General features: G+C 43.5%; 11 protein-coding genes and 2 pseudogenes. 1 reads left to right on the plus strand and 12 read right to left on the minus strand.

Translation table 11 applies throughout. From position 1 onward, the window contains the following. Nucleotides 1-153: 153 nt before the first annotated feature. The 11 genes and pseudogenes from AOY24_RS13510 to AOY24_RS23945 all read right to left on the minus strand — a co-directional run. Nucleotides 154-3786 carry a hypothetical protein gene (locus AOY24_RS13510; protein WP_054176791.1) on the minus strand — a complete coding sequence of 1211 codons (3633 nt, stop codon included), beginning with the start codon at nucleotides 3784-3786 and terminating at the stop codon, nucleotides 154-156. A gap of 326 nt (nucleotides 3787-4112) precedes the next feature. Then, a pseudogene (locus tag AOY24_RS23940) lies at nucleotides 4113-4202 on the minus strand (TA system toxin CbtA family protein); the annotation flags it as partial. Nucleotides 4203-4222: 20 nt separating this feature from the next. Then, a complete protein-coding gene (locus tag AOY24_RS13520) occupies nucleotides 4223-4564 on the minus strand; it encodes a type IV toxin-antitoxin system YeeU family antitoxin (protein ID WP_054176793.1) in 342 nt (113 codons plus the stop codon). A 10-nt stretch (nucleotides 4565-4574) separates the two neighbouring features. After that, a complete protein-coding gene (gene radC / locus AOY24_RS13525; RefSeq protein WP_054176794.1) occupies nucleotides 4575-5117 on the minus strand; it encodes a DNA repair protein RadC in 543 nt (180 codons plus the stop codon). Nucleotides 5118-5129: 12 nt separating this feature from the next. After that, nucleotides 5130-5573 carry an antirestriction protein gene (locus tag AOY24_RS13530; protein WP_054176795.1) on the minus strand — a complete coding sequence of 148 codons (444 nt, stop codon included), beginning with the start codon at nucleotides 5571-5573 and terminating at the stop codon, nucleotides 5130-5132. Between the two features lie 30 nt (nucleotides 5574-5603). Next, complete coding sequence (locus tag AOY24_RS13535) at nucleotides 5604-6425, minus strand: DUF932 domain-containing protein (RefSeq protein ID WP_054176796.1); 822 nt, start codon at nucleotides 6423-6425, stop codon at nucleotides 5604-5606. A gap of 120 nt (nucleotides 6426-6545) precedes the next feature. Beyond that, nucleotides 6546-7019: a hypothetical protein gene (locus tag AOY24_RS13540; protein ID WP_054176797.1), complete on the minus strand. Its 474-nt coding sequence runs from the start codon at nucleotides 7017-7019 to the stop codon at nucleotides 6546-6548. A 101-nt stretch (nucleotides 7020-7120) separates the two neighbouring features. After that, nucleotides 7121-7585, minus strand: a complete 465-nt coding sequence (locus AOY24_RS13545) for a hypothetical protein (RefSeq protein WP_054176798.1) — start codon at nucleotides 7583-7585, stop codon at nucleotides 7121-7123. Nucleotides 7586-7894: 309 nt separating this feature from the next. Beyond that, on the minus strand, nucleotides 7895-8770 hold the full coding sequence (locus AOY24_RS13550; protein WP_054176799.1) for a GTPase family protein: 876 nt from the start codon (nucleotides 8768-8770) through the stop codon (nucleotides 7895-7897). Nucleotides 8771-9128: 358 nt separating this feature from the next. Then, nucleotides 9129-9908 (minus strand): hypothetical protein, encoded by a 780-nt coding sequence (locus tag AOY24_RS13555; RefSeq protein ID WP_054176800.1) that lies wholly within the window; start codon nucleotides 9906-9908, stop codon nucleotides 9129-9131. Between the two features lie 287 nt (nucleotides 9909-10195). Next, nucleotides 10196-10689, minus strand: a pseudogene (locus AOY24_RS23945) (IS630 family transposase); the annotation flags it as partial. Nucleotides 10690-10919: 230 nt separating this feature from the next. Between AOY24_RS23945 and AOY24_RS13565 the strand changes: the two are divergent. Then, nucleotides 10920-12032 carry a hypothetical protein gene (locus tag AOY24_RS13565; RefSeq protein ID WP_054176802.1) on the plus strand — a complete coding sequence of 371 codons (1113 nt, stop codon included), beginning with the start codon at nucleotides 10920-10922 and terminating at the stop codon, nucleotides 12030-12032. A gap of 370 nt (nucleotides 12033-12402) precedes the next feature. On the opposite strand, the gene AOY24_RS23950 is transcribed toward AOY24_RS13565, so the two are convergent. Next, nucleotides 12403-12945 (minus strand): DUF3916 domain-containing protein, encoded by a 543-nt coding sequence (locus tag AOY24_RS23950; RefSeq protein ID WP_072185397.1) that lies wholly within the window; start codon nucleotides 12943-12945, stop codon nucleotides 12403-12405. Nucleotides 12946-13180: the final 235 nt, after the last annotated feature.

The following is a 13180-nucleotide window of genomic DNA, read 5'->3' on the forward strand; positions in this document are numbered from 1 at the left end:
AGAAGCGGACGCTCGCATCTATCTCAACACACTGAGGGCTTCACGAACACCTAGCTGTATTCGTCCACTGGGAAAAGTCAGATTAGCTATGTAAGTTTCAGCGTAAAAATTGGGCACTATAAAAGTACCCAAACTGTAGAAAAATATATAATGCTATGTCTCTGAGTCAAACATAGAGCGCTGCCTTGTTATTTTATAGTAAATGGGATTTTCTTCATCCACCTCAAAATCAGAGAAGAAGCGGTTATCTCTTAATGCTGTTAATAAACTTTGATTAGTTGAATCAACTTCAATTTTAGGTTTTCCTCGCCCCAAAATTTTACTGAACTCCGATAAACCAAGCAGATCAAGATACTCTTTGCAAGTCGTCTTACTCAAATCCTTACCCGGCAACAAAGCGATTAGCAGTGCTATTTTATTCTGCATACTCAGTCCCTCTGCGACAAACAGGTTTTTAAGTAACGGTTCAGAAACATCATTAGGGCTTGCTATCAATGCTGATATATCCTGTATTGCTCGACTCAAGATGAGCGACTGAGTAGAGGTTACCCAAGTTTTATAAGATGACGTCAAGATTAGAAGTTCATCTGGTTCAAAATTATTCTCTAAAATATAGTCATTAACTAACTGAGGGTAATTCTTACCATGAATAGCCAACGGTGTTTTAACAAACTCGAGTAGTTTAATTTTCAAATCATCATCAACTTGCCAAGAAAGTATTGATATAGCCTCATCCAAAATAAAGCTATCAGTTGTCATTAATTCAACGTATACCCCGATATTCTTATCAATATAATAGGAAAGTTGCTCCGAATAGTTATCTCGTATGAAGTTAAGTGAAACAATACTCATACGAATAATATTTTTATCCACTAATATTTTGAACTTATCACCCGCAATATTACTAGCACTAAAGGAGTTTTCGTAAATAAGATTTAGTGAACAAATTAACTTTTCATATTTATCATTTGATAAATCATTACAGATAACAATCGACTTAAATAATTTATCCTTAAGCTCATTATCAATGTTAATATTTTGAAAATTCAGCTCTACATCAGTTCTATTGATAAATTCGATAAGTGAGCCATCCAGTCCATCAACATGTTCAAAATAAGAGACAATATTTTCCTCAGAGCAAACTGCTCTATCTTTATCCAGCAAAGATGACCATAAGGATTCGCTCTCAACCTCACTCAGAGAGGTCACGAAAACTTGCAAAGAGTTTATATACTGGCCTTTTTGTTCATCAGATATTTTCTCATTATTAAGAACGGATAAAACAATGGCTTCATCATCCAAGATTGAACCATCACAACTAGATAAAACCATATCCAGATAGTCACTAATATGGTTATTAACATAACTAGCTAATGGAGAATCAGGCTGTGACATCACTAGTGTATAGTTCTTATGGCGAATATCATCTTCACTGTTAAGCGTGTAAACCTTACTCAGCATTAAGGTCAGGTTGGCAAAGTTAATATCATAAAGTGAATGCTGATAAACCGCATCAAAGAGTACTTTATTTGCGTTTTCAAATTTAATACTGACAAAAGAGACGTTAAGCAACTTAAAACCACTAATTAACTTGTCAACCTTCGGTTCTGATATTGCTAAATAATCCGCAGAATTAGAGAGGTACTCAGTCAGACAATTATCAATGTTAATGGCCTCAATGGTGTTATTGGCAGAATAATAAAATGTGCCTATAGAGTAGAGTTTAACCCAATCAGCAGAAAATTCACTCTCTGTCAGCGCATAAGAAAAAAACTCAGGCCACTGCGTATTTAATCGATTAATGAAGCCAGGCTGAGCCCTCTCAGTTTCAAAGTAACCGCGAATAAACTCAACTCTTCTTTCTTTCCTTAGCTGTTTGAATAAACGTTTTATTAAGTTTACTTGGGCAGGCGTTTGAAGCAGATAAGCTAATAGATCAAAATTGAGCGCCTCTTCCTGTTCAAAATCCACTTCTCGAAGGCGGGCAACGACCAGTTTTGGGTTCTTGAGTTGATAAGTGAACTCTTTGCCTTTTTGATCGGTAATGCTGCGTAAAAACATCTTATCAATACGACTCAGGCTATTTTCATAAAAATAGGTCATATAGTCGGTGTAGGTTTCATCAATATAGCCATCACGAATAAGATATTTAAGTAAGTCAAAATACTCACTACTTTTTATTTCATTAAAATCTCTTTCCTCTCCAATTTCATTGGTATAGGTGAGTTTAAATATTTCATCAATATTTTCTCTTGTTATTATTTCTTTAAGTTTTTTATTCCTGGAATCAACCAAATTCTCTCTTGATCTTGAAATAAGCTCATTGATTTCTTCTATTTTTCCATTGAATTTGTTTTCTACATTTTCTTTTCTAGCCGCCCTTCTCTTCGCTATATCAGCTTTCTCAGTCTGATAATAGTGAGGATGATTATTATATCTGGATAATTCCTGATCATATATAGCATCAACCTCCTGACTAGAAATGAGTATTTCATCATTGATTACATCAATCTCCTTTTTCCTATCACTAATGTCTTTTTCTATTTTTTTTAATTCCTCAATAATAAGATTATCTTTTTTACTAAATATGGTAAAAACCATACCTTGATTAAGTTGCAACTCACTAAAATCCCGTGGAAAAATATTCTTATAGGCAATGATAGCCAACATTTTATTACAATCAAGCTCAGTCGTATTTAACTTATTATAATAAATCTGAAATTCATTATATATATTCTTCAATATTCTCATGTCATCAATATATAGCGAAACCCCTTGTAGAAATCTTTCATCGAACAAATTGAGAATACCACCATCATCAAAATGTGAGATAAACTGATCGTAAGAGTTAGAACTATCAACAACAGGAATAACTGGGATAATATAATCAAAGAACTTAGTTCTATCCTTAGAAATAAAGATATCATCACGAAGCAAGTAAATAAAACGTAACGTCGATTTCTTGTGTCCTGCTAGGGTCCGTTGAATATTAACCAGCCTATTCACCTCATGAAGACGTTCAAAGATATGATTGCTATTAAAACGGTCCATATCTTCAAAAATAATAGCGTCAGCATCAACGTTCTCGAAAAGGTATAATACTTCATTTAAATACCGGTCAAAATAAGACTCTTCACTCTCTTCAAAAATCTCTATTTCATTACCCTGTACATTTATTTTCTTAAAGACATTACGATTCTTTTGGGTTTTTATTAGTTTATAAATAAAGATAAAAGACAGGATAGTAACTATAAAGCCGCTAATTAAAAGCGTATCGTGCCTAGTCGATAATGTTAGTAGTGTCTTTAAAACGCCATCAGATAAAAGTGAAACAAACTCATCCCACTTATTAAATAGAGTGATATGCAGTACCGTTGCGATAAGTAATACCGTGAAGATAGTATTTATCACAATGTTGCTCGTTTTTATTTTTTTCTTTACTTTAAAATGCGTCTGGGGAATGTCATCAGCATTAATTTGGTGAATTAACTGGTTAAGAATTTTACCTTCTAACGCTGTTTCACTTATGGCTTTACTAGGTTCATTAGTTTCAGCTTCCTCCGTCGCTCTAAAATGGGCAAGTGAAATATGAACAAACTTTATATTCGAATGACTTTTCTTATATGATTCGACAAGGCTACTTTTTCCTGCGCTATATTGCCCTGATATTGCAATATTTTTTAGATCGTCATTGGCAAAAACAAAATCTATCGCATTTTTATATATACCCAGCTCAACATCGCTGATCGGCGTTAACTTTTGAAATTTATAGCTGTCATCACTCATTGATATCCCTTCCCCATATTCACCGAGAGAGCAACTTCTCAGAGTTAATCAAACAAAATCATACAGATAAAAATTCGTCCTATTATAGCAGAAACAATGCTAAAGATTAGTCAAAGCCTCGTTGTTCTTCTTCTCCTATCCCTCTGATTTTACGCTAAATATTACCTCTGCAACGTGTCCAATACTTTTGCCTTGGGTTTGCATTCCTTGATATTTACCAATAAAGCCATATGGATCAAGACATTTACGAAGTAGCAACGTCCGCTCCTGGCACGAAGCGGACGCTAAGCCACCGTTTATAGTCATCTTGGTAAAGACTATGCCGATAGCAGATGAGTACGTAACCTTTGCCAGACAGCCACGGGCGACAGACATAGCGTCGCCGCCTGCGGATTTGTTGCAGGTAGAGTTTTCATATTTGCTCTTGTGAAAGTAGTTAACGATGAGTGGGGTAAACGGCGATGTATACGTAGCCGCAACTGCCAAGGGTATCGGCTTCGCAGGTGAAACCATTGTGGTACAGGGTGACGCGGTGGGCATGGCGAGGATTCATTTCACCAGTAGTCAGCATCGATTCCATCTGGCTGATAAAATGCGGGAATGCCACATCCAGCTTAAGACATTCTGCTTCGCTGAACTTACCGGTAATGCTGGCCCGGTAAACCAGATAGTGCAGCCGGTTTCCCTCCTGTACCAGACGAGCGCCAAAGCAAGGCGTCACATTACGATTCAGCCCCCACTGGAGAAATGATTCGTTCTCTGAGCCAGTAGATTTCATTGAAGTACCCTCATATCCAGCCTCGCTCTGCAAACGACACAATGCCATCTGAACCGACAACCAGATGATCGAGTATGTTCACATCAACCAGTGCCAGGGCTTCTTTAAGCCTACCGGTAATGTTGCGATCGCATTGGCTGGGCTCCGGGTCACCTGATGGATGGTTATGCGCAAGCACGACAGCTGCAGCATTGAAGCGAAGCACTGACTTCACTACCTCACGGGGATGGACCTGGACATGGTTAATCGAACCGGCAAATAGCGTTTCACTCTCCAGTAAACGGTGCTGGTTATCGAGATAAAGCATCATAAACACTTCCCGTTCTTGTCCTGCCAGCTGTAACCGAAGCCAGTCACGGGCAGCCGTGCTTGAGGTAAAGGACATGCCGGGCTGGCGCAGATATTTATCCAGCAGGTTGATAGCGCGGCGAATGGTCCGTTGGGCATAAGGTGTCAATCCGGAGGTCGCGGGGAGCAGGCAACCATGCTGGGCCATAACCGCCAGCGGAAAGAGTTCAGGCTGCGTTGACAGCGGGGATAATGCGGTATTCATGTCAGGTATTCCTCAGTCGATTAGATGCATAATGGCGCTGCATTCCGGATGGTTCAGCGCGTAGTCGCGTAAGAGATAATAGTGTTCAGTCATCGCGTCACACTCGGTGCGACAGGCATGGTGGTTGTAAGCCATCAGACAGGCGACCATCCCTGCAGCTTCACTGGTAAGCTCTGCGCCATTGCCGTTCATGCTGTTGAACAATGCCCACTTCTCACCGCTCTCTGACTCTGGAGCCATAAAAGCACCTCCATTACTGAGCGTCGAAAAGCGCCAGATACCGCCGTGATAATCGACACACAGCCGGTCCATCCAGGCGAAAATGCGAGGTTCAAGGGTTATCCATTGTGGGATGGAGCCAAAGTGCTGCGGCCAGAAGCCGATGCGTAACTCGTCCGGGACCACTGAGGCAGTAATTGCGGTATGCTCCGCGAACTGATGATTTTGTGTATTCATTAAACTATCTCCTTATGCCGGAACGGTTGTTTAACGCCCGAAAAACTCGAGCATATTTTCTGCCATCACCCAAAGAGCGCGATTGAGCTTCACATCGCCGTCAATGCCGGTAACGGCACGGGTGCGGCTGCTTTTCCCCTGAGCGGTACGCCCTGACAGACCACCTTTCATCAGGTTCTCCTGCACGCGCTGGTAAACGGTCCACAGGTCATCGCTGTAGTCCTCCCGACGACGCGGGGTCAGCAACTGCGATACCGTGACCGGCTGGTGGTCTTCACCAAAGCGATACTTCAGCGCGGCATTCGCCAGTGCGTGACGGGCGGGTGCTGGCAACGCCAGTGACTGCATTGCATCACGCTTCTCCTCCACCCGTTCAAACACGCCGAGTACTTCGTAAGCCCCTTCAATCACCTTATCGACGACATTACCTTTATGCGGGACCCGCACTTCTCCAAATGACTGACCGCAGACCAGACCGTTGGTACAGACGCCTCGAAACAGCCCCGGCAGCATCTGATAGCTTGAGGAGCCGTCATGGCTGTTAAGCAGAATGATTTCCGGCACCTGATGTCCGGTCAGTTGACCGGCACGACGCAGGCGAAGCATGTGTTTGGTGTGTTCCCGCTTGCTCTGGTCGCGAACTTTTGTCTGGCAGGCAAAGAACGGCTCAAAGCCTTCACGCTGCAGGCTTTCGAGGATGGTGATGGTCGGGATGTAGGTGTACCTGTCTGAACGAGATTCATGCTTGTCACTCCCGAACACGCTGGGCACATGACTCATCAGCTCTTCGTGGGTCAGAGGCCGGTCACGGCGTATCTGGTTTATACGGCCAAAGCGGCTGGCTAATCGCATGGCTAACTCCTTATCTGATAATCAAATAAAAACAAAAAAGGCCATGTTCCCGAAGGAGCATGGCCTGTCGCTATCTGGTGTTGGTGCGTAGCGGGCTGGAGAGGTCTGAAATGTGAATAATTAATCGCTGTAGTGTGTGGTCCGACACTCACTGAGGTCAGACAGCTCTTTTTGCGTATTCTTCAGACCCGGACTGAAAGTGCCTACTTTTTTATCGTTGACGTAAACATCAAAATTCCCAGCCTGGCTCAGGGCGTCAATAAATGACACCCAGGCATTGTCACCGTTTCGCCAGCCGAGGAATGACGGTAACGGATACTGGCTGTCATCCATCACCACGGTGATGTTGGTTCCGTCATCGTGAGAATTCAGCAAGGTACCGTCGGGCAGGGTCAGGTATACGCTGTGCTGCAGCACATTCTGCTCATCGGGGCTGGTGGTGCAGTTAAGATTAAAGACCACTTTCTCCGGACTGGTGATGATGTATTCGGTCACCCCCTGGGCGAAGCCGCTGCTCCACATATTGGGGATGGCCTGTGCAACGGAGGCTGAGGCCAGCATAACGACCGCCAGGGCGGCATGAGATAAACGCATAAGTGATTTCCTTTCATTAATATCAGAGGGAGGGGCATCCGTCAGGGCGCGCTGAAGCGCTCCGGGTACCCGGGCGACCTTATTTCACTTCATCAACGCTCTTATCTGTCTGTCGTCTTGTCCTTCCATTTTGGCCGGTTGCTACCCGAAAAGGATTTCACCAGCGACCAGTATTCCACCGGGAATCGTTTTACCAGTTCCCCGTTGAGACGGACATCGATAGTCCGGTACTGCCCGTTGTTCATGGTCCCCTGACTGAAGTAAGCATTGCTGCTGCAGGTCCCCGTGTCGTACTGGTTCCAGGCTTTTTCGGGTTTGCCCACCACGTAAAAATCCCCCAGGGCGCAGCCGTTAGTGGATTTACGATTAACGATGGCCACCCTGTTCGTTGCCGCCAACACGATGGTGCAGGTGCTTTGTTTTCCCCCACAGACATCCCATAACACCCGACCACCAGGGTCCTTAAACGACCAGATGGTGTTCGCCGGAATATCGGCTCGTTCCCGGGCCGCGGTACTAAGACTGACGCTGAAGACCAGCGCAAAAACTGCAAACCTCACTTTCATTTTTCATTCCTTAGCCATTTCAGAAAATCCGGAGTCAGCGCCCGCAACGGCGTACCTGGCGCGCAGCAGGTGGAGCAGATGCATTTATTTATCGATCGATAATAACGATCGATAAAATAGATATCGATCGTTACATTCTATTAATTAACACAAGGGTTGTCATCCCTTTCGGGGAAAATGTGTGACAGAACAGGGACTCAGGTATCCGGTACCACGAAGCGGGGGCAACGGGGGGTTCTGATTAAAAGAAGTGGGTCTGTAAATGAGGCTCATGCCCACGGATGACCGGGAGGAGTATAAAGTCTGGTTTCAGAAGAAAATCCAGTCCCAGACGGCACGGGCGACGGACACCACCGCATCACGCACGGTGCGAATCACCGTTTTCAGTGGTGCAGGCAGGAACGACGATGACTCAGCCGTATCAAAAACCCGGCTCACAGCGTCACCGAAACTGTCACGGGCCTGCGACTTTACCGGCTCTGTGCAGAGTCTCCCTTGCAGTTGTGTCACCACCGGGCTGGTGGCGCGGTCAGGCAGACAACACATCATGTTCGCCACCATATCCTCAATGCCCCATCCAGTGCTGGCGGACACCACACAGACCGGATGATGCGGTTTAAACATTGCCATAATTGCAGCCTGTTTCGCTTTAAGATTTACCTGTTGTTGTGGCGAGGGCGTGCCGATCGCGCTATCCCATTCATGACAGGGTTCGATTTTGTCGGCCTGGTTAACCACAAACAGTACCTTTTGCCTGTAAGGTTGCATCACACCGTGCCAGAACTGCTCGTCCACGGTCAGTGCCCGATCATCGGCCTTAATGACCCACAGCACCAGTTCCAGCTCCGGCAGCATACGACGGTACAGGACCCGGTACTCATGATCCCGCCGCCCGTTTTCACCTACACCCGGTAAATCGACAATCACCAGACTGTGACGCCCGCTGCGTAGCCGGAAGCGCAATACGTCGCGAGTACACGCGTTCACGTCACTCACCGGGGACACCTCGCCCCGGAAAAGTTCGTTGCAAAGAGAGGATTTACCAGCACCACTTTTGCCCATAATGCCAATCACCGGCTCGTAGTGGGTCAGGTTCTGGATACGTTCAAGAATAAGCTGGCGAAGCGTGTGCGGAAGCGACGCGAGCGGTTGCTCAAAGGCCTGAAGGCCGTCAGGTTTATTCATACAGTAGTCTCAGCGTGAAAAATTAAAAATCCCGGATCCAGTAAGGAAGGCGGGGATTCACTGAGATAATATCTGTCTGAAATAATTTGGAATTTTAGATTAACATGTAAAAAATATTGTGCGATCCAGGAGTGAAAAATGTCCGATTCGTGCCCGAAGCAGTCATTGCTAACACTCACTTCAGTCAATAAGCAGGATACCCGCTTCTGGCACGGAGTAGTCAGAAGCGGGCGTTGCTAACGGAGTAATGTGCTAATTTATAGGCAGCAGGTTGCACTATATCTTGCACATCAACAACCGGCTCAGGTTTACTGCGCCCGATACTGAAAGCTCGTAGTGGATTACGATATATTATATTTTAAAACACCCAACTGATAAATCCACTTGAATGCTTTTCACTAATTTTCATTGCATACAGTTCATGAAGACTTCGAAAAAAATCATTATCTTTTTCAAATATTAACTGCTCATGCTCTTCAATTATTAAATAATTTTGCATTACCGGATTAAATACCCTCTCCATTTCCTTGATCAACATAGATCTATTTTTATCGATGGACAGATCTATAGCGATAAATTCTCGCATTAATGGCATTAGTTGATTTGGGTCTATGTTTTCTATATTCCCACTAGCTTTTTTTTGTCTTTCTGAATAGATAACATTAATCTCGCTTGTGTATTTTTTTGCTAACCTCATAAATTCTGGGTATGAACCAGTAGCTAATGCAATCTCTTCATATTTGAGAAATAAATCGGCTTTGCATTTTTTTACCGTCACTTCGAGGTCTTCAACTGTCTTTTTTAAATCCGCATTTGCTTTGATAATTGACATTGGAATAGCTTCATAATTCTGACCTAATTTGGAATCAGGGGTCACCATCATATGTACTACTTCATTAAACATAAGTTGATAAGAACCAGATAACTCTCCATATTTTAGAAAAAGTTCATTGTGTGAAGATGAACAAGAACTTTGTAATTCCCTCATTGGTCTGTAGTAATCCTTTATAAGTTCCTCTTGAAGACCTTGGTCCTTTTTGTAGTTTTCTAATATCCCAGCAAAAAGAAATGACCCTAAGAATATAGAAATTATGGTAATTAGCAATTGACTAGAAAACGATTGCGCTCGATTACTCATGAATTATCCTTAAAACATAACACGGAAATAAGCGGCCCCTGCCAGGGAGAGAACGACAGGTCGGGAACGAATTTAACTGACGGGTTAGCCATAGTCCAGAACCTTGGTTAAAATGCTAACTATGGCTGTAAGCATCCCAGAAAGTTGCGCCAGTAACATTTGAAGCTCCTTATAATCCAGTTAAATCAATGTCCGCTCCTCGCTCACAGCAGACCCTCAGCTCAGTGACCTTTTCCGCTTTGTGCCAAGAGCGGACGTTGTTAACGCTGCACTGCATTAATCATTGGGGGCAGGTCAACACGTTTTTGCTGCCTGCGAACCTGCCAGTCTGCGCCGATTTTCGGATTGAGATGGATATCCACTTCATCTTCGTAAAATACCGGATGTACTACGCTACATTTTCCCAGCGCATCATGGATAGCAGCCATTTTTTCTTCTTTATGCGGGTCGCGGATACGCAATGTTGGTGCGGCTCTGCACTAGACTAACCCTGTAGATGGCAACCAGCGGCGCACCGTTCCGGCATGCAGCTGGCATCCGGTTATCTCGTTGATTTTGATCGCCAGTAACTCCGTACTCCAGCGTGAACGTTGATAACCAAAATCACCGGGAGTGTGTTTTATCAGTTCACGTAACAATATGCAGATATGCTCAAAGGACCAGCGCCGGGTACGCCCTGCGGGTAAGGATTTCAGGCCTTCTACACCCGACACGTAAACCAGTTAATCCAGCGCGCGACGGATGAACGGGCGCAGCACAGTGTTCGGGCAACATCGCTCAGTCCGGTTGGTGATTTGTAATTCTTGGCGATTGATCAGATCGCACAATTCGGGCTGAGTTCCCTTTAAGGGATCTACTATTCCACGCAGCTACTTAGGAATGTGGGGGAGTTAATAATTATTTCATGAGTATGTGATTTTTTTGCAGGAGAAAAGAAATGCGATAATATTGGATTTCACATCACAATGAAATACAATTAATTCTCAGGGATTAGCTAGGGGAAAATTAGACATGGTATCAAATGAACTACTGAAGAAGTTTGTCGAACAGATAAGTGAGTCAGGGTTTCCACTTGAGCACTGGGCATCTTCACTTCTAAGAAAAGAAGGCTGGATTGTCAGGACTAATTACTATTATATCGATTCAGATGATAAGAAACCTAGGGAAATGGATATCGTTGCATACAAGTTAAAGCGTCTTGATAGATTCAACGTAAAAACGGTTCTATTAATAAGCTGCAAAAAATCAAAATCCTCCGTGTGGGGCTTCTTGCGCAGGTCTTTTCCTGAATATGGAAATCAGATAAATTTATTTCCAGCCATGATTGTTTCAAAATACCCTCCGGTTAATTATGCTCTAAAGTGGGGGTGGCAAAGAGAGTTTTGTGATTTTATGGCCGGGCACGGGCTATCAAGTTGGTTTGGTGTGCCCCAACATGACGTGTTTGCACATCAGCAAATCCCCTTGGAGAAAGGAAAACTTCATGATAGCGACATGCATAGCGCCACCATGCAACTGATCAAAGCTCAGGCATATGAGATATCTGATCGACATAACGTGGAGAATCGTGAAATTAAGCAGTTTAACTTAATATCTTTAACTGAAGGAGAATTTGTTGCCTTTGACTTTAACGATGGTGCAGATGTCGAGGCGATAGAAATCCCAGAACAAGTGTCCATGACTAGCTACAAAATAGATAACTGTGATCAGGACTCTAGGGTAATTTATCTAACCAAAAGGAAGTTTGAGGAAGATGTGTCGCGTTTTACACAACTTCACGAATTAAATGCCGAGTTTTTTATCAATAAAGAAAATGAGTTCCGGAATGAGGCTGTATTCGATTGGCACAAGTTGGCCGTCCACTCGGAAGAATTTATTTCCAATTTGGAACGTTACATTTGGGACTGTGCGCGGCACCACAGGGTTCTACCTGACACGCCCTTGAAGTTGAGCGTAAAGATCTCTGTTGAGTCTCACAATCCTATTGTTGAGATCTCATCAAGCAGGTCGGAGATTTTGGATGTTGCTCGTTCCTCTGATGTAAAAAAGCGTATATACCGTGATATCCAGTTTTTTTGGGGTCATGAGGGTCATATAGAAATAAACACTATAAAGATCAGTTGATTTTCGTGCGTAAAAACCTTCACAACGGATTCTCATAGATTTCAGGTTAGTCTCATCCGAGGAATGCGTACCAATCTTGCTAATGGATGCCGGGTTTCGCCGTCCCTAAATAGCTGCGCGGAATAGTAGATCCCTTAAAGGGAATGTAAGCATCCCTGCAAAATGCGCCATTCACTTTTTGAGATCTTCCGACATATGGCCTGCTCCCCGTTGCCCCCCACATGGTAATGTTAGTATTACAACTATGCGCGAACTTCCGCTCATCGCTCAGAGCGGACCTTCTGCTCAATGAGTTAGCCTGCGCCATGCCAGGAGGAGACGTAGCAGTAGGCATAAAAGGTCACCTATGATGCATAGCAAATAGTATCGATTACCGCAGTTGCCCATAATACCAGCGTTCGCCTGAAAACCACTCATCCGGATCGTCACCACCATAATAATCAAGTGTAATTCCTAATTCTTGCACACCATCCGGGAGAGTTAGCCCCCATTCCCTGGCAAGACTACGTTCTTTGAGTAGTACTGATGAGCCATTCTCAGAGCTAGCATCAGTGATGAAGCCTTGAAAGTATTCCTCAGAACGAAATAAACATACTTCACTGGTAAACATATCCGGAAGGCAAATCACGGCAGTAATTCGAGGTGTATCGCCGCAATCTGCTGTAGCGTGTATCAAGTTAGAACAAGCATTAATCAAGGCCTGTGCACACTCTGCTTTTGTTTTTTGTTTGCTGTATTTTCCTTGAATAAGATTAATTTCTACTGGAATTTTAAAATTCCAGTATCGTTCGCTTATTGGAAAAATTGCACGGTCCGGGTTACGAAAACTTTCGGCCCAACGGTTAAGTGATTTTATACGTCGGGGAATATTACGTACTTTTGTGCGGTTATCCCTGCATAAACGTCTACTCATGTTTTCAACTTCCTGATTGTTTAATTAGATATGGTTTTAGACGAATAATTAGTATTTATACAATTTATATTCCAACTAATGACTTAACTATAATCAAACTATTTGCTCCACACAAGAACGTCCGTTTCTCGCTCATAGCTGCCCGTCATGCTAGCTCAAAAAGCAGGCTTAACGTAGGATATTTTCCGTTTTCCAAGCGGACTCCAATACATTACTAACATCGCGGTGTATTAAT

The sequence above is a fragment of the Citrobacter sp. CtB7.12 genome (assembly GCF_001297795.1).
Taxonomy (GTDB): domain Bacteria; phylum Pseudomonadota; class Gammaproteobacteria; order Enterobacterales; family Enterobacteriaceae; genus Citrobacter_A; species Citrobacter_A amalonaticus.